A 17,098-nucleotide genomic window follows, 5' to 3' on the forward strand; every position below is an offset into this window, starting at 1 on the left:
AAGAAAAAGAAGAGAAGAAGAAAAAAGACTGAACTAGTCAGCCTTTTTCAGTCCAACCATTTCGCTCACCGGACTGAAGGTCAGGCGGTGAATCGGCGTTGGTCCGTATTTTCTTAATGCTTCCAGGTGGTCCTTGGTTCCATAGCCGGCATTATGGTCAAAGGCATAATCTGGATAAAGACGGGCGTAATCGTCCATCAAAGAGTCTCTGAAGACCTTGGCCACGATTGAGGCCGCGGCAATTGAGTTGGACTTGGCATCCCCCTTGATCAATTCTAGCTGGGGCAAGTCCACCGGCACGTTCATGGCATCGACCAGCAAAGCATCTGGCCTTGTGCTCAAAGCTTCCACGGCCTGCTTCATGGCCTGGCGGTCAGCCTCATAAATATTGATCTGGTCAATCACCTGGTTGTCCATGACCCCGACGCCGACGGCAACAGCCTCTTGCAGGATCTTGGGATAAAGGGCCAGGCGCTTTTGCGGGCTCAGCTTCTTTGAGTCATTGACTTCCAATAAGGAAAAATCTTCCGGCAAGACAACGGCCGCTGCCACAACCGGTCCAGCCAGTGGACCTCTGCCGACTTCATCGACCCCGGCTACCAGCTGCCCTTTAGCCCAAAAATCCTTCTCGTAACTGAAACGGCCCAAGAATTCTTCCTTCTGCTTAGCCAGCTTTTCCTGCCGGCGCTGGTAGCTTTCCAGCAGCTTCTGGACCCCCTTGCGGTCGTCTTTGGCTAATTCCGCCAGGATGGTTGAAGAAACTGAATCTGCTTTGAGCAGGTCTTTAATTTCATTAATTTTCATTATTCGCACTTGGCCGGTCCAGGCTGATCCGGCCCAGCTTGCCCTTTCTTAACCGCTGCAGCATGAAGAGGGAGAAGCGGTCATAGTCGTCCCGCATCCCGTTGTTTTGGGTCATGGCCAAAAGCAGGTCAGTGTCACCGATATTTTCCAGCTTGTCCTTAGTGCAGTTGGCAAACTTGGCCAGATAAGCCGGGTAGTATTGCCGCAGCTGGCAGATGACAAAAAGGGCCACGTCGTCAGCGTGGAAAATCGTGTCCTTGATGGCCCCAAAAGCAGCCAGCTTGTAGCCCACGTCCTGGTCTTCAAACTTTGGCCAGAGAATCCCCGGCGTGTCCAGGATCTGGATGCCATATTGGGTCTTCAGCCAGGCCTGGCCCTTGGTTACCCCTGGCCGGTCCCCGGTAATGGCGACATTGCGGCCAACCAGGCGGTTGATGATGGTGGACTTGCCGCAGTTAGGCACGCCGACTAAGCAGATGCGGATGATCGGGTTGGAGGCCCCTCTCTCTTCCAGCTTCTTGACTTTTTCGCTGGCTGCCTTCTTGATTAAGGTAATCAAGGCCTGCATATTGGTGTTGTGCTGGGCATCCATGGCCATGACCAAGGTGCGGGGGCCCTGCAATTTCTTTTGCCAGAGCTTGGTCATCACCGGGTCAGCCAGGTCGGCCTTGTTTAAAACGATCAGGTGGGGCTTGTCGCCAACCAGTTCACTGATCATCGGGTTTCTGGAAGCGCTGGGAATCCGGGCGTCCAAAACTTCAACAACAACGTCAATCAAGTTTAATTTTTCTTCCAGCTGATTCCTGGCCTTGTTCATGTGGCCTGGATACCATTGAATTTTAGTCATTTTTCCTCCCAAAAACAGCAGAAAAGGAAGCCGGGGCTCCCTTTCGTTTGTCGCTGAATCCTAAAAATTATCCTAGTACTGCATTTTCTCTTCATAAGCCTGGTAAGCATCGTCAAAAATCGTCATGCTGGGCAGGTAAGCGGCATTTTCCTCCAGATATTCTGACAGCCTGGTCCGGTCCTGTTCCTGTCTGGGAAAGGTCGAGTCAAACTGGGCGTTGTTGGCAAACTGGGCCAGGTCGCCGTTTGAATCCGGATCGCGCAAAGTCATCAAAAACTGGTAAAAACTTTGTCGGTAGGCCATATATTACTCCGTATAAAACATGACCGCGTAGGCCTCATGGCCGGCGTGGGTGATGATGATCGGGCTGGTTTCCTGGACCAGGATCTCCAGGTCCGGGTTGACTTCCTTGAAGCGCTGGGCGAGCTCTTCCATCTTGTCTCTGGTGTCGACATAGGAGATGCCGACATACTTGACCTTGTCACCCAGTTCTTTCAACTGGTCGACCAGCATGTCGTCAAACTTCTTGATGAATTTCTTTCCCCGGCCCCGGTAAGGGACGTTTAAGCTGCCCTCTTTCATGGTCAGGCCGACGTGGAAGTTCAAGGCTGAAACCACCCGGCCGGCCCACTTGCCCAAACGGCCGCCGGCTAAAATGTTCTGCAGGTTGGGCACCATCATTTCCAGGTACATATTCTTGCCGATCTGGTCCAGGTGCGCCAGGATTTCATCCATTTCCTTGCCCGCTTCCGCGTCCTTGGCCGCCTCAAGGCAGTAGTAGCCTTGAGAGCGGTCAGTATAGCCGCAGTCGATGACCGTGATCTTGCCGGCGACCATTTCAGCGGCCTGGCGGGCGGAATCAACCGTCCCTGACAGGGTCTTGGCCATGAAAATCCCCAGGACTTCACTGCCGTCAGCCGTCAGTTCTTCCATTCTCTCCACGAACAGGCCGACCGGGGGCTGGCTGGTCTTGGGCAGCTTCTCTGCCTCATCCATCTTTTGGATAAAGTTGGCCCGGGTAATGTCAACGCCATCCGTGTAGGTATGTCCGTCGATTGTCACCGACAGGGGCACCACCGTAATACCGTATTTTTCAATTTCTTCCGGACTCAGCTGTACTGAGGAATCCGTCATGATCTTGATCTTAGACAATTTAACTGACCTCAATTTCCAAATTATCCTATCAGCTTCTCAGTTGTGATAGAATTAGACTTAATACAGACTTTAGTATAGCAAATTTTCGGCTAAAAATTATAATTAATTGATCAAAACTGAAAGGGAGTTTATATGGCTTTCAATCCTTGGCAGCCGGTCGAAGACCGGCCTAAATCTTACTATATCATTGATAATGTTCTCTCAGCCGTCGTGCACGGGATCGGCTTCGGCCTCTCAATCGCCGGCCTGGTTATTTTGGTGGTCCGGGCCGCCCACAGCCACAGCGCCCTCAGAGTGACAACTTTTGCCATCTACGGGGCTTGCATGATCCTGCTTTACCTCTTCTCGACCCTCTACCACAGCCTGGTCTTTACCAAGGCAAACAAGGTCTTCCAGATCTTCGACCACTCTTCAATCTTTATCGCGATTGCCGGCTCTTATACCCCTTATACCCTGGTCACGATCGGCGGGGCTAAAGGCTGGGTCATGTTCGGCATCATCTGGGCCCTGACGGTCTTTGGGATCCTCTATTATATCTTCAACCAGGGCAAGCACGTGATCGGCGACACCATCCTTTATATCGCCATGGGCTGGATGGTGATCCTGGCCGGCAGCCAGCTTTATTTCAGCCTGGGGCCGACCGGCTTTTGGCTCCTGGTTTCAGGCGGGATTGCCTACACCTTTGGCTGCCTCTTCTTCTCCATGCGGGGCCTGCCATATAGCCACGTTATCTGGCACTTCTTCGTTTTGCTGGGCTCAATTTTGATTTTCTTTTCAGTTTTATTTTACGTCTAAAAAAAGGCGCTGGTGACCAGCGCCTTTTAGATTGCCAAAAATTCCGCGATTGCCGCCTGGCTGTTCTCTACCTGGCCGCTGACCACGCCCTCAAGGGCTTTGCGCAAAAGCTGGCCCAGTTCCGGTGAAGGCTTAATCCCCCCCTTGATCAGCCACTGGCCGTCAATGGCCAGTTCCCCTGCCTCCTTGATTGGCAGACGGTTATAGCGGTCTAACAGGACCTGGCTAGGCAGTGGCTGGCCCAAAAGCTCCGCTAGCTTTAAAGCCGCCTCCAGGTTCTCCTGGCCGATTTCAAAGAGGTCAAAATCGCTCTCTTCCCCCCGGCTCAAGAGGTCAAAGGCGGCCACGATCTGTCTGACTTGCTGGTTCATGGCGTTGGAGTTCTTCCAGGCCCGCATGAATGGCGAAATCTTGTCAGCCGGCAGGTTGATTAAAACAGCGATCAAGCTCCAAAAGACTGCTTCGTCATCCGGACCGGCCTTAAGGTCAGCAAAGACAGAGAGCTGGTCCTTTTTCCCGGCCAGACCCGGGCATTCCTCGCTTAAGCCCGTTTCCAAAAAGTCCTTAAAAGCCTGCCGGCTGTCCTTGCCCAAGGCCAGCTTGACAAATTCCTCCCTGATTCTTTCCACGGAAATCTTGCTTAAAAGCTCGTGGTTATCGATAATCGCCTGCCGGGTCTTTTCTTCCAGGCTGAAAGAGAGCTGGCTCATGAAGCGGACTGCCCGCATCATCCGCAAGGCGTCCTCGTGGAAGCGGTCTTCAGCCACGCCAACAGCCTTGATTACCCGCCGCTTCAAGTCGCCTAAGCCGTCAAAAAGGTCAATGATCTCCCCTTGCCGGTTCATGGCTAAAGCGTTGATGGTGAAGTCCCGCCGCTTTAAGTCCTCGTCCAGGTTCTGGACGAAGGTGACCTTGTCTGGCCGGCGGAAGTCCTGGTAGCCGGATTCCGTTCTGAAAGTCGTGATTTCGTAGCTGGATCCCCCATAAAGGACGGTCACTGTCCCGTGCTGGATGCCAGTGTCGATACTTTTGGCAAAAGTCTCCTTGACTTCTTCCGGGTAGGCACTGGTCGCGATGTCCACGTCATGAATCGGCCGCTCTAAGAGCAGATCGCGGACGCAGCCGCCGACAAAATAAGCTTCAAAGCCTGCTTCTTCCAACTTTTCCAGGACCGGCATGGCCTGGGTAAAAACTTCCGTTATACGAATATTAGTCATCTTCTTCTCCACCTCGACTGTTTTTTGCTAAAATTGATTACGCATGGGGAATAATTTAAGAAAGGAGTATCGAAATGAACAAGCCAAAATTCAAATGGACCACTAGTGACACGATCGATATCCTGATGATTGCCCTGGGCTCGGCCATCTACGCCTTTAGCGTGGACATGGTGTCGATTCCCAACAAGCTGGCCGACGGGGGATTGTCGGGTTTCACCCTGATCATCCGCCACTTCTGGGGGGTCAACCCCGGTCTCAGCACCTTCATCATCAACATTCCCTTGATCTTTCTAGGCTTTAAATATATGGGCAAGCGGGCCATGATTTATACCGTCTGGGGAACCCTTTGCCTATCCTTCTTCTTAAGCATGTGGACCCTGCAGTCTATTATAGACCAAGTTCCCCTCCATCACGACCCCTTCCTAGCCACGGTCACGGCCGGCTGCTTGTCGGGGCTGGGACTGGGACTGGTCTTCCGCTTTAACGGAACCACCGGGGGCAGCGATATTGTCGCCCGGGTCTTGCAGGAAAAATACGGGATCACGCCCAGCAAGGGCCTTCTGGCCCTGGACTTCTTAGCCCTGGCCTGCTCTTTGTCCTACCTGGACTTCTTCCATGTCGGCTACACCATGGTCTCCTGCTTCATTTTATCCAAGGTCATGGCCCTGGTTACTGAAGGCGGGACCCGGGCTAAAGGGGTCTTCATCATTTCCCAGAACTACAAGAATATCGCCAAGCTGATTGACCTGCGCTTAGAGCGAGGCTTCACCTACATTAACGCTGAAGGCGGCTATTCCAGCGACCCCCGCCACATGATCTACCTGGTTCTGTCACCAAGGGAAATCCCGGAATTAAAGAAAATCGTCAAGCAAGAAGACCCTAAGGCCTTTATCATCTTCTTTGACGTCAATGAAGCTATGGGCGAAGGCTTCAGCTACAAGACCAAGTCGCCAAGCTTATTTATCAGAAAGTAAAAGGAGTCACCAGCGTGACAATGTCATTAAGTTAAGGCATTGACTTTGAACGGGGAACGTCTTAGAACACTCATCTGAATTTGATGAGTGTTTTTTTGCTTAATTTTTGAAACCGCTTTACGCTATCTTTGGTTAGAAATTTTATCAAAGGTGGCGTATTCTCATGACTAAGAAACATCAAGTCTTTAGACAGCTTGATTCTGTAACGGATAAGGCTGCCGAATGCATCAATTACTTTGTTTATCATCCAAGCAAAGACTTCACGCGTAAAAGAAAACTGGATGCTAAGACATTCATTAAGACCACTCTTGGCATGCAAGGAAACTGCTTGAACAAGGAGCTAGCTGACGCATTTCCTAAGCCCTCTAAGCGAATGACCGCATCGGCTTACGAACAGCAGAAATCTAAGGTTAACCCTAGATTGTTCAAGGTAATTCTGTATGAGTTCAATTCAACTCTGAAACAGCCTGCTTTGTATCATGGCTATCGACTGCTGGCAATCGATGGTAGTGACTTTGCTTTGCCATATGATAAGCATTCACCATTTCTATGCAATATTCAAACAAGAAAAAAACCTTCGGCCGATAATAAATTAACGACCAAAGGTGCTTGCTTGATTCATGCCAATATCCTTTACGATATCGCAAATTGTTGTTACCTAGACTGTTTATTGCAATCACGAAAGGGTATGGATGAACGCAGTGCAGCTGTACACATGCTTCAGACCTTAAGACTTCAACACCGCTATATCGTACTGATGGACCGCGGCTATGAATCCTTCAATCTTTTCGAGCAAGGCAATCGACTGTCTAACTGCAACTATGTTATCCGTCTAAGAACTCAAAGTAAAAGTGCTATTCGGGAAATCAGCGCTCTTCCCGACCAAGAATGTGATCTTGAGATGACGTTTAACATCACCAATAGCGCCAAGCAAAAGAAGCTTCATCCAGAGTATCACAAGATCAACGCCCCGAATCGTCGCTATAAGGACAAATATTCACCCAAGTACCGTACAGCGCACTGGGATTTTGAAAGCTTTTGTCCGGTCCACTGCAGAATCGTTAAACTTAAGATCAACGACCCACAATCGGGAAGCACCAAGTGGGAAGTACTAGCTACTAATCTAAGCCCGAGCGACTTCCCGCTTAGTGAAATGAGAAATCTGTATCATCTGCGCTGGGATATTGAAAGCTCATTTCGCAAGCTAAAGTATGATCTCGGTGCAATATGTTTTCATTCGAAAAAACCAGCGTTTCAAGAAATCGAGTTGTACTCTCAACTGATTATGTTTAACGTGGTCAACAGAATCATATCCCTTTGCCGGGTAGCTGATGCTCACAGGAAATGGCCTCATGAGATAGACTTTAAAGAGGCGGCCAACATAGTTCACCGCTATTATACAACGCCCATGATAGGCAATTCAAAGCAGATGGTCGAAGAAATAGAAGCGTATCATCATCCAGTCCGAAAAGGCCGAAAATATCCGAGACCTTTACGGTTTCAAGGTTCTGTTAGTTTAAACTATCGAATTTCGTAAAAAAATAGTCAATCGACTGCTTATTTGTCATGCCCAAAAAGCAGAAAAGACACCCACCTAACTTAGATGAGTGTCTCAAAGCGGTTCCCCGTTCAAAGTCAATGCCTTAACTTAATGACATTGACCAGCGTGACTCCTTTTTTCGTGCCTTAATCTTGCTTAATCCTAAGGGCCGCGGCCCGCAGCTTCTTGCTAAAGACAGGCGCCAGGTGCTGCAGGAGGCTGACCGGATCAATTTCGCCCTTGTCATAGACATTAGTCAGAAGCAAATAGGCTTGGATCTCACCAAAGTCATTCTTAACCGGAACTAGCAGGATGCGGTCAATATCATTCTCGGCGCAGAAATCCCCTTGTTCAGCAAAGTCAGCCTCTTCCTCGGCAAATTTAGCAACATCAGCAATGTCTAAATAATTCTGCCGGGCCAGCAGGCGTTCAAGCGGCTCCAAGAAACGCTTGCTGATATTTTTCAGCTGCGTATTGAGCGGCGCAACATAAGGCGCGGCCCATTCGTAATTAATCGTGAAGCTGTCTGCCCCTAGCTCTAGCAATAGTGCGTGTGAAGCCAGGGTAACATCACCGATCTCCCGCAGGGCTTTCTGCATCGAGCTGAAGTATCTCCGGTCATTTAGGAGCTGCTGGTTGACCTCGAAAAATTCCGCGTCAGTTGCTGCGATCCGCTTGATTTCCGACTCACCGCCTTCATCCAGGGCAAAGACCGTCACCACGCAGTTTGGCATGGTCGAGGCCTTGGTATAGTAATTGACCCAGCTGCGCAGGGCCCGGTGGTAGCACTGACCAGTGACCGCATGCCCCTTCAAGGCTTGCAGGCTGGTCGTCATCCAGCCCTCATCGCTAATGAAATAATCCTTATATCGTTCGCCAAAAAGCTGCCCCTTGTTGACACCGGCTAACTCGCAGTATCGTTCATTGGCAAAGACATTTATCGTATCGATCACCTTATCGCCATGAGCATTGAGCAGGGGCTTATTGACCACCATCGGCAATGGCAAGTCCAGATATTCATCAAAGGCCTTAAAAGTACCTGTTTTACCTGCCCGGCTCTTGCTGCGGCGGGTGGCCAGGTTGATCGCCTCCTGGCCACTGGCTACTTCGCTGCCTTGGGCGAGACCAGCAATCGGCTTTAGCTGGCAGCTAAAGCCATCAATTTCCTTAATGGCTGATAATTGCTGAAGCAATTTGTCAATTTCAGCCTGGCACTCTTCTTTAGCCAACAGACTGCTGATAATGACAAAAGTTGCATCATCGATCCGGGCTATGATGGCGCTCTTGCTGATCTGCTGGCTGAGCAACTTAGCGCATTCTTCAACCAGTAACTGGCCGAAGTGCTGGCCATTTTTCATCAGCAGCTGTTTGTAATTGCTGATTTCCAGCCAGCAAACCGTGTAATTCTGCTTGTCATGCTTCCAGGCTGAGTCAAACTGGGCCAGTTCAGGCACCAAGCTGGAGACATCCAGGAAGTTGGCCAGATAGTCCAGGTTCCTAGCCTTAATTGGTTTATGGCTTTTGCTCTTCTTCAAGCTCAAGTCGTCAAAGCAGCCGACCAGGCCGATTACCTTACCGTTTTCAAAAATCGGGAACTTGGAGGCCTGGATTTGGTGCAAGGTCCCGCCGATAATCGCGGTCGTGCTGGCATTAAGACTTGGCCGGCCAGTTTGCAGGACTTCTAATTCATCGTCTCTGAAAGGCTTATTATTGACATGCCAGCCAATCTGGTCATCAGTTTTACCGATCAACTCACTCTGACTCTTAAAGCCGTAGAAATCCAAAAAGGCCTGGCTGACGCCGACAAAACGTCTTTGCGCGTCCTTCCAGAAGAGCTTCAGATTGCTTTGAGTAATGACTGTCTGCCAAACCTGGCTGTCCACGTCATCAAAGGCATTGTTTAAGCTGCGCTGCTGGCTCTTCATGATATTTTTCAAAAGCTCTTCGCGCTGGCTTTCTTCAATCTGGGTGTCAATTTTGACTAAAAGCAGATACTTCTGGTCCTCGTAGTGGATCAGGGTATAGTCCGCCCAGGCATAGCTGCCGGACTTGGCCTGGGTTCTGAGGCTGACCGTAAACCACTTGTTGTCCAAGGTCTCCAGCCGGTCCTGGATAGTCTGGTAATCCAGCAAATCCCGCCACCTGGACAAGTCGTCGTGCATCACGCATCTTAAGCCATAGTCATAGCGGAAGCTCTGGATTCCGGATAACTGGACGCCAGATTTTTCTCCCGGCGAGTCACTGGTAATTACGTTCCATTTGTCCTTAGCAAAGTCTAGGAGATAGATGCGGTTGTAAATCGGCAGAATGTTTTTTAAAGAAGAATTTAAAGCGTATTCCCGGTCTTCAATTTCCCCGATTGCCCCATCAATCGTCATTTCCAAGAGACATTCATTCCGGCCTTCAACCACCGGTAAAAGGGAAATCTGGAAGTAGCGGTTGCCGTAAACCGTCGTCCGGGTCTCCTTTTGGTGGTGGACGATCGCGTTTTCAGCCAAATCCAAGAGCCAGTCTTTATTGACAAAAGCCCTGGCATCCTTAACCCCACTTAAGATCTGCTTGTAAAGCTTGTTCTCAAAAAAGCAGCTGCATTCTTTGCCGTCATACCGGCACAAGGCCAGAGGCTTAGAGGCCATCACGTCAATCAAGCCTACCTGGCTGTACATCCGGGCTTCTTCAACACTTTCAAATGGCAGCTTCTTGAAGGCCAAACTAACTTCCAGGTCCTGCAGCGGCTGGGGCTTGCCATAGTAAAAGCCCTGGATCCGCTCGCAGCCGATGCTCTTTAAGAAGGCTACCTGGTCGGCGGTTTCCACCCCTTCGGTCAAGGTATGAATCTTCAAGGACTTGGCCATGGCCACGGTCTTGGTCACGATTTTTTTCGACCGGTCGTTGAAATTGCGCATGAAGGCCATGTCAATTTTGATTTCATTGAAATCAAAATCCTTTAAGGCATTCAAGGAGGAGTAGCCACTGCCAAAGTCGTCCATCCAGACTTCAAAGCCCAGCTTGTGCAGGCGGTCGACCCCTTCCACGATGTCCTGCTGGCTCTTCATCACGGCAGTTTCCGTAATTTCAATGCAGAGCAGCTGGTGGTTAAGCTGGTAGCGGTCGGCGGTCTGGGTTATTTCCTTGACTGGGTCAATCACTGTAAAGTCTGACCGGGAAATATTGATCGAGACCGGAACCACTGGCTTGCCCTGTTCAAAGCGGTCGGCCAGCATTTTGGACACATAGTTCAAGACGAAGAGATCCAGCTTGTAAGACAGGTTTGCTCCTTCAAGAACTGGCACAAAGACGCCTGGTGAAATCATCCCTAACTGCGGGTCAATCCACCGGCTCAGAGCTTCCAGATTGCAGACCTTATCAGTCAAAGTCCGGATGACTGGCTGGAAGTAGACTTGAATCCAGCCTTTTTCCAAGGCTTCATCGATATGGTTCAAGATATATTCTTGCAGGCGGTGTCTTTGGTCCAGTTTTTCATCATAGTAGACGATCCCGGACTTATAAGGGTCCTCCAAAGATTCACAGGCTACCCGAGCCTGGTTGCAGGCAGTGTCAAAGTCGACTTTGGCCAGGTCCAGGTTGGCCACCCCGATCCGGACTTCCCGCCGGCTTCTGATCCGTTCAACCAGCCGCTGCAGCCGGTCTTCCAGGCCATATTCCTGGCAGTAGGCATAAAAGCGGTCTTCTCCCGACCGGGTGCAGGCCTGGTCACCAAAACTGTCCTTAAGACAAGCGGCCACAAAACGCAGCAGGTCATCCCCCTGCTTAAAGCCGTATTGGTTGTTATAATCTTTCATCCCTACTAGGTCAAAGGAAATGATCGAAACATGCTCGTCTTCTTTAATCCAGTCCTCTGTCCGACTCTGTCCGACTTCTTGGAAAGAGCGCAGGTCCAGCAGGCCGGTCAAAAGGTCCCGGTTGATATTGATCGGCGTAAAATAGCACAGATGCAATTCCTGGCCGGCAACTTCAGCCTTGCGGACCTCAGCGTTAAGCAGGTGTTCTTGCCCCTTGGCATCTTCAACCGTCATGTGTTCAAACACGGCATGATCATCAGCTTCCAAACCAGTGTTAAGCGGGAAGAACTTTTTCCAGGCAAATTTAGTCAGTTCAGGCAGATTTTTGCAGGCAAATAAGTCCAGCAGTTTCTTATTGGCGTAGACGATGGCCGTTTTATTTTCCTTTGTTTCCAGAACCATAAAAGGCTCCCGGATATAAGTAAAAGACTTTCGCAAGAACTTTGTCAGATCATCGTTTTCAATGATTTTCAACGGCAGGCAAGCCCGGGATTCCACCTATTTCAATGGGTGGAGGAATAGGGCTTGCATGCCTCCCTTCTTTCTTACTTAAATTCGTAAAGCAAAAGCTTTTGCTCTGCTTTTTGCCAGTTGCCGTTATGCATGATCAGCCGGCACTGCTTTCCTTTGATGTAATTTTTGCCATTGCTTAGTACGTAATTGCCTAAGCCGTCTGTTAGATAAACGTAATATCCGTTCGACTTAAAGCCTTTTACATAGCCCTTGGCATGATTTCCTATCACACGAACGTAGTCATTTAGCCACATGCCACGTGCATACTTCGTATTCTTCTCATTACGCTTGGATGACGTATTTGGTTGCTTTCTGCCTTTTCTTGCAGTTGCTTCGTGAAGTGACCGCTTCTTCTTGCGGAACTGGCTGATCATCGTCACCGTATCTGGCATCTGATTGATTTCCCTAATCCCGCTGATTGCGATTGCATCCATGAAGTGACCTTTTGGCAAAAGAAGATTCTTACGATCTACGTAGGTTTGCGAACCATACTGAAAGCTTGCTTCTGGGAAGGCAGTCATGATCCGCTTGCGCAGAATGTTCATGAATGTTGCACCCTTCAGCTGCTTTGTCATTTTCTTCTTTGCCTTCATCCACTTGTAGAGCTTGCCGCCTGGCTGGTGGTTCTTCGTGGTATGGCAGTCCGTGCAAAGCGTTATTAGATTGTCCACCCGGTTTGTCCCGCCTTGTGAGCGGTAGACAATATGGTGGACAACGAGCTTTACGCCTTCGCCATGTTTATGACAGAGCTGACAGGTGTACTCGTCACGTGCCAGCACGTAATACTCATAGTTCTTCCAGTCCTTCAATGAGCCTTCTTGATACTGCTTGCCCGAAATTTCTGGGTTAACCATTTTGGCCATGTCAAACTTGCCTACTTCGATGTGAAGATCGGGATTTGGTAACACAGCCAGATAGCGCTTGATCCAAGCAATGTTATGGCTTACCTTGCCTTTTATTGACGGCGGAAGCCATAAGCCGTCTCGCTTGCCATGCACTCTGTTTAAAAAGCGGGCTTGGCGATAGCGGGTCTTGCGGTTTCTTTTGCTTCTGCGGTAGATCTTGCGGGTGTACAGATTTTTGTGTACGTCTTGGCGAAGCTCTACCTCGCTTTGGTGCAGCACCTTGTTTTGACTGACCACAGCAAAGCCGATATGTCTCTGCCCATTGTCTACGCCAAGGCTTACCTTCTGCTTATAGCCATACGAGCCATATTTCAGCTGGATGGTGAACGGATATTTCTTGACCACGAATGCCTTGCCGCTTTTCAGAAGCAGCCTAGCCTTTCTTGGACGGCATGGCATTAGCGGCTTGCCGTCCCTGTTGAGCAAAAACACCCGATTGGCATTTTCATGCTTCATGTTGTTCTCCTTTTCCGTAATGCAGGAAACAGTGATTCCTGCCGCTCGTCCAAACCAGGAGACCCAATTTGGATTTGCGTTGTTGCCCATCGACAATGTTATCCATGCTTGCCATGATTCCTAAGAGCCATGACAAACGCAGTTGACTGTCACGTTAACCTCATGACTGTTTACAGAGCTGCCGCAGAGCCAAAGACTTGGGCATCATCCTTGGGTGTGATGACATGGATAACGTAGTTCCTCTATCCAGTCAGCCGAAGCTGAATGGATAGCTTAGTCTAGACAATGAAAGCCGGATTTCTCCAGCTTCCCTGCTAAAGATAAGTGACCTAAAGCTTGCGCTTCAAGCCCCTTACTTCAGTAAGGGGTTACCATTGACTCATATTACCAGCTTCCATCTAGCTATTTTTTGTCATTAGCGACTTTTACAAAGCAATTATACTAAATCTTTCTATCTTTTTCTCAAAAAATAATAATATTTTTGCAATTGTTTAGTGAATTAAAACCGCTCTCACTTAGAGAACGGTTAAAAACTTAAAAAGTATTTAGTTATGACGGTAATTTCGCGAACTGGCTGCGGTAAAGCTGGCAATAAAAGCCGCCCCGGGCCAGAAGGTCAGCGTGCTTGCCGCGTTCAATAATCTGCCCGTCCTTCATCACCAGGATCAAGTCAGCATTAACGACCGTGGACAAACGGTGGGCCACGACAAAGCTGGTCCGGCCCTGCATCAACTTGTCAAAAGCAGCTTGAATCAGCATTTCTGTCCGGGTGTCGATAGAGCTGGTTGCTTCATCCAAAATCAGCATTGGCGGGTCCAGCAGCATGACCCTGGTGATGCAGAGCAGCTGCTTTTGCCCGGCGCTTAAGCTGTCAGCGGAAAGGGGCGTGTCCAGGCCCTGGGGCAGGCGGCGGATAAAGCCCCAGCTGTGGGCAGCTTTTGCGGCTTCAATGATTTCTTCATCCGTCGCGTCTTCCTTGCCGTAAGCCAGGTTGTCCCGGACTGTCCCCTCTTCCAGCCAGGTGTCCTGCAAGACCATGCCGAAATTTTTTCTTAAGGCGTGCCGGGACATGTCCTTGATATTAGTCCCGTCTAAGTAGATTCCGCCGGAATCCACGTCATAGAAGCGCATGAGCAGGTTGATGGTGGTCGTCTTCCCGCAGCCGGTCGGCCCGACCAGGGCAACCCGCATCCCCGGCTTGGCAGTCAAGTTGAAGTCCCTGATCAGAGGCTTGTCCGCCTGGTAGGAGAAGTTGACATGGTCAAAGACGACTGAACCGGTCTTGACTTCAAGCAAATCGCCATCAGCCTTGCTTAAGTCCACCGGATCAGCTTCCGACTCTTCATTGATCAGTTCAAAGACCCGGCCGGCGCAGGCAGCCGCGTTTTGCAGCTCAGTAATCACCGAGCTGATGTCGTTAAACGGCTTCATGTACTGGTTAGAGTAATTCAGCAAAACGCTGAGCCCCCCAACCGTAAGGCGCCCGCCCATGATGGCAAAAGCCCCCGCCAAGGCGACCAGGGCATAAATCAAGGAATTGATAAAGCGGGTAGCCGGGTTGGTCAGGCTGGAATAAAAGGTCGCCTGCTGGCTGTATTCTTGCAGGCGGTGGTTGATTTCAGCGAAGCGGCTTGAGGCGGTTTTTTCATAGCCAAAAGCCTTGACCACCTTGACCCCGCTCACCATCTCCTCAATCAAGCTGGTCTGCTCGCCCCTAGTCTGGCTCTGCTTTCTGAACATCTGGTAGGACCGGCTGGCAATAAAGCGGGCCACGACGAAACTCAAAGGAGTCAAGACCAAAACCAAGAGGGTAATTTCCACTGACTGGCTGAGCATGAAGGCCAGGGTAGCCACAATAGTGATCAAGCCGGAGAAAAGCTGGGAAAAGCCTAAGAGCAGGCCGTCAGAGAGCTGGTCGGTGTCGGCAATGATTCTGGAAACAATGTCCCCGCTTGGGTGCTGGTCCAGATATGACAAGGGCAAAAGCTGCAGCTGCCGGATGGCCTTTTCCCGGATATCCTGGACGGTCCGGTAGGTCAGTTTATTGTTGATCAGGCCCATCAGCCAGGTGGCGGCGGCTGAGACAAGCACCAAGATTAAAATCTGGGCCAGGTCCTGGCCAATAGCCGGAAAGTCAACTTTGCCGGTACCGACAATCTGGTCAATGGCCCGGCCAAAGATGATCGGCACATAAAGCTGGAGGATAACGGAAACTGCCGCTAGAATTATGCTGATGAATAAAAGAAGGCGGTAGCGGCCGATAATTGGCAAAAGCTGCTTCATCGCCTGCCAGCTGTCCATTTTCTTGTCTTGCTTTTTCATCGGCTCCCCTCCTTATCTTCTTTCGCTTCTTTTTCCTTCGGGAACTGGGAATAATAGATTTCCTGGTAGACCTGGCAGCTGGCCAAAAGCTCTTCGTGCTTGCCGCTGGCCACCAGTTTGCCATCGTCTAAGACCAAGATCTGGTCAGCCTGCATGATGCTGGAGGCCCGCTGGGAAACCAGGATCTTAGTTACGTCCTTCAAGCTGGCCAGAGCCTGCCGCAGACGCGCCCCTGTTGCCAGGTCCAGGGCGCTGTCGCTATCATCTAAAATTAAAAGCGGAGCCTGCTTGACCAGGGCCCGGGCGATGGTCAAACGCTGCTTTTGCCCGCCGGAAAGGTTTCTGCCTTCCTGCTCGAGCTGAAAGTCCAGCTGGCCGGGCTTAGCCAAGACTACGTCTTTCGCCTGGGCCAATTCCAGAGCCCGCCACAAGTCTTCATCACTGGCCTCCAGCCTGCCCATCAGCAGGTTGTCCCGGATGCTGCCGGCAAAAAGCTGGGCCTTTTGCGGCACCAGGGCATACTGGTCCAGCAGTTCCTCTTGGGTTAGGTCTTTTAAGGAAACTCCGCCCAGCTTGATCTCCCCTTCCCCGCAGTCATAAAAGCGGGTCAAGAGCTTCAAGAGGGTGCTCTTGCCGCTGCCCGTCCCCCCGATAATGCCGACGGTCGCGGCCGGCTTGATCGTGAAGGTCAAGTTTGAAACGGCCGGTGCTGAGGCTGCCGGATAGGTAAAGGAAACATTTTTAAAGTCAACCTGGCTGTTTGTGACCTTTGGACCTGCTTCAGGATAAGTCAAGTCGTTTTCCGTGGCCAGAACCTGGCCAACCCGGTCTCCGCAGGCCCAGGCCCGGTTGATGGTGATAATCAGGCTGGCCAGCTTAATCAGTTCCACGATCATTTGGGCCAGGTAGTTGTAAAGAGCCACCACTTGCCCTTGCGCCATTGCTCCGGTATTTACCTGGACGGCGCCAACTTGAATCAAGACGATGGCCGCGATATTGATCATGACATAAGTCACCGGGTTCATGGCGGCTGACAGGCGGCCGACAAACTCGTTCAGCTTGGTCATGGCGGAAACTTTTTCATCAAATTTGGCCACGGCCGCTCTTTCTTTTCTAAAGGCTCGGATGACCCGGACCCCGGTCAGGTTTTCATTGCTCAGGCGGGTAATTTCATCCAACCGCTTCTGCACCTTCCGGTAAAGGGGGATACTGACCAGCATGATGCCAAAGACGACCAGGGCCAAAAGCGGAATCGCTACGGCAAAGATCAAGGCCGCTTTAACATTAACCGTAAAGGCCGCGATCATTGACCCAAAGACGATAAAAGGACTTCTTAATAAGAGGCGTAAAGCCATGTTGAAGCCGGTCTGCACCTGGTTGATATCACTGGTCAAGCGGGTAATCAAGGTGCTGGGCGGCAGCTGGTCCAGGTTGGCAAAACTGAACTTTTCCACCTTGTCAAAAGCCGCCTGTCGCAGCTGGCTGGCCAGGCCCACGCTGGCCTTGGCGGCAAACCACTGGGCAGTAATGCTGGCCGTGATCCCTAAAAGGGCCAAAAGGGCCAAGAGGCCAACCTGCTGGAAAACATAGGCCTGGTTTCTTTCTTTGATCCCGTAATCGATAATCCTGGCCACGACCAGGGGAACGAAGAGGTCAAACAGGGCTTCCAGCAGCTTGAAAAGCGGGGCCAGAATGCTTTCTTTTTTATAGTCTTTGAGGTAGCTAAAGACGTATTTCATGTTCCACTTCCTTAATTTATTTGATACT

12 protein-coding genes are annotated in these 17,098 nt (G+C 50.5%); 3 read left to right on the forward strand and 9 right to left on the reverse strand.

Annotated elements, in window-relative coordinates; genetic code table 11:
- Positions 1-33: 33 nt before the first annotated feature.
- From ACLUXO_RS01555 to ACLUXO_RS01570, 4 genes are all read right to left on the reverse strand, one after another.
- The gene (locus tag ACLUXO_RS01555; RefSeq protein ID WP_412136048.1) at positions 34-804 is read right to left on the reverse strand and encodes a ribonuclease HII; all 771 of its coding nucleotides are present in this window, start codon (positions 802-804) and stop codon (positions 34-36) included.
- Positions 794-1,651, reverse strand: coding sequence for a ribosome biogenesis GTPase YlqF (gene ylqF, locus ACLUXO_RS01560; protein ID WP_412136049.1), 858 nt, complete (start codon positions 1,649-1,651; stop codon positions 794-796). The genes ACLUXO_RS01555 and ylqF overlap by 11 nt, the downstream gene beginning before the upstream one ends.
- 72 nt (positions 1,652-1,723) lie before the next feature.
- Positions 1,724-1,954: a YozE family protein gene (locus ACLUXO_RS01565; protein ID WP_002880201.1), complete on the reverse strand. Its 231-nt coding sequence runs from the start codon at positions 1,952-1,954 to the stop codon at positions 1,724-1,726.
- A gap of 3 nt (positions 1,955-1,957) precedes the next feature.
- Positions 1,958-2,803 (reverse strand): DegV family protein, encoded by an 846-nt coding sequence (locus tag ACLUXO_RS01570; RefSeq protein ID WP_412136050.1) that lies wholly within the window; start codon positions 2,801-2,803, stop codon positions 1,958-1,960.
- A 135-nt stretch (positions 2,804-2,938) separates the two neighbouring features.
- On the opposite strand from ACLUXO_RS01570, the gene trhA reads away from it, so the two are divergent.
- Positions 2,939-3,601, forward strand: coding sequence for a PAQR family membrane homeostasis protein TrhA (gene trhA / locus ACLUXO_RS01575; RefSeq protein ID WP_231548761.1), 663 nt, complete (start codon positions 2,939-2,941; stop codon positions 3,599-3,601).
- A gap of 26 nt (positions 3,602-3,627) precedes the next feature.
- Here the strand turns inward: trhA and ACLUXO_RS01580 are convergent, their stop codons facing one another.
- Entirely contained in the window at positions 3,628-4,818 is a 1,191-nt protein-coding gene (locus ACLUXO_RS01580; protein WP_412136051.1) for a CCA tRNA nucleotidyltransferase, read from the reverse strand.
- A gap of 74 nt (positions 4,819-4,892) precedes the next feature.
- Here ACLUXO_RS01580 and ACLUXO_RS01585 point away from each other — a divergent pair, with 74 nt between their 5' ends.
- A complete protein-coding gene (locus ACLUXO_RS01585; protein WP_412136052.1) occupies positions 4,893-5,792 on the forward strand; it encodes a YitT family protein in 900 nt (299 codons plus the stop codon).
- Positions 5,793-5,955: 163 nt separating this feature from the next.
- On the forward strand, positions 5,956-7,329 hold the full coding sequence (locus tag ACLUXO_RS01590) for an IS4 family transposase (RefSeq protein WP_412136053.1): 1,374 nt from the start codon (positions 5,956-5,958) through the stop codon (positions 7,327-7,329).
- 149 nt (positions 7,330-7,478) lie between these two features.
- Here the strand turns inward: ACLUXO_RS01590 and ACLUXO_RS01595 are convergent, their stop codons facing one another.
- The 4 genes from ACLUXO_RS01595 to ACLUXO_RS01610 form a co-directional block, all read right to left on the reverse strand.
- A complete protein-coding gene (locus ACLUXO_RS01595) occupies positions 7,479-11,537 on the reverse strand; it encodes an EAL domain-containing protein (RefSeq protein WP_412136054.1) in 4,059 nt (1,352 codons plus the stop codon).
- 143 nt (positions 11,538-11,680) lie between these two features.
- Positions 11,681-13,009, reverse strand: a complete 1,329-nt coding sequence (gene iscB / locus ACLUXO_RS01600; RefSeq protein ID WP_412136055.1) for an RNA-guided endonuclease IscB — start codon at positions 13,007-13,009, stop codon at positions 11,681-11,683.
- A 549-nt stretch (positions 13,010-13,558) separates the two neighbouring features.
- Entirely contained in the window at positions 13,559-15,331 is a 1,773-nt protein-coding gene (locus ACLUXO_RS01605) for an ABC transporter ATP-binding protein (protein ID WP_412136056.1), read from the reverse strand.
- On the reverse strand, positions 15,328-17,070 hold the full coding sequence (locus tag ACLUXO_RS01610) for an ABC transporter ATP-binding protein (protein ID WP_412136057.1): 1,743 nt from the start codon (positions 17,068-17,070) through the stop codon (positions 15,328-15,330). The genes ACLUXO_RS01605 and ACLUXO_RS01610 overlap by 4 nt, the downstream gene beginning before the upstream one ends.
- Positions 17,071-17,098 lie beyond the last annotated feature (28 nt).

It is taken from the genome of Lactobacillus delbrueckii subsp. bulgaricus (assembly GCF_046938665.1).
Taxonomy (GTDB): Bacteria; Bacillota; Bacilli; order Lactobacillales; family Lactobacillaceae; genus Lactobacillus; species Lactobacillus delbrueckii_C.

Excerpts from the sequence above, each read along its gene's own strand:
- ACLUXO_RS01555 (WP_412136048.1), bottom strand. The coding sequence starts at position 804 with ATGAAAATTAATGAAATTAAAGACCTGCTCAAAGCAGATTCAGTTTCT.
- ylqF (WP_412136049.1), bottom strand. The coding sequence starts at position 1,651 with ATGACTAAAATTCAATGGTATCCAGGCCACATGAACAAGGCCAGGAAT.
- ACLUXO_RS01565 (WP_002880201.1), bottom strand. The coding sequence starts at position 1,954 with ATGGCCTACCGACAAAGTTTTTACCAGTTTTTGATGACTTTGCGCGAT.
- trhA (WP_231548761.1), top strand. The coding sequence starts at position 2,939 with ATGGCTTTCAATCCTTGGCAGCCGGTCGAAGACCGGCCTAAATCTTAC.
- ACLUXO_RS01580 (WP_412136051.1), bottom strand. The coding sequence starts at position 4,818 with ATGACTAATATTCGTATAACGGAAGTTTTTACCCAGGCCATGCCGGTC.
- ACLUXO_RS01585 (WP_412136052.1), top strand. The coding sequence starts at position 4,893 with ATGAACAAGCCAAAATTCAAATGGACCACTAGTGACACGATCGATATC.
- ACLUXO_RS01590 (WP_412136053.1), top strand. The coding sequence starts at position 5,956 with ATGACTAAGAAACATCAAGTCTTTAGACAGCTTGATTCTGTAACGGAT.
- ACLUXO_RS01595 (WP_412136054.1), bottom strand. The coding sequence starts at position 11,537 with ATGGTTCTGGAAACAAAGGAAAATAAAACGGCCATCGTCTACGCCAAT.
- iscB (WP_412136055.1), bottom strand. The coding sequence starts at position 13,009 with ATGAAGCATGAAAATGCCAATCGGGTGTTTTTGCTCAACAGGGACGGC.
- ACLUXO_RS01605 (WP_412136056.1), bottom strand. The coding sequence starts at position 15,331 with ATGAAAAAGCAAGACAAGAAAATGGACAGCTGGCAGGCGATGAAGCAG.
- ACLUXO_RS01610 (WP_412136057.1), bottom strand. The coding sequence starts at position 17,070 with ATGAAATACGTCTTTAGCTACCTCAAAGACTATAAAAAAGAAAGCATT.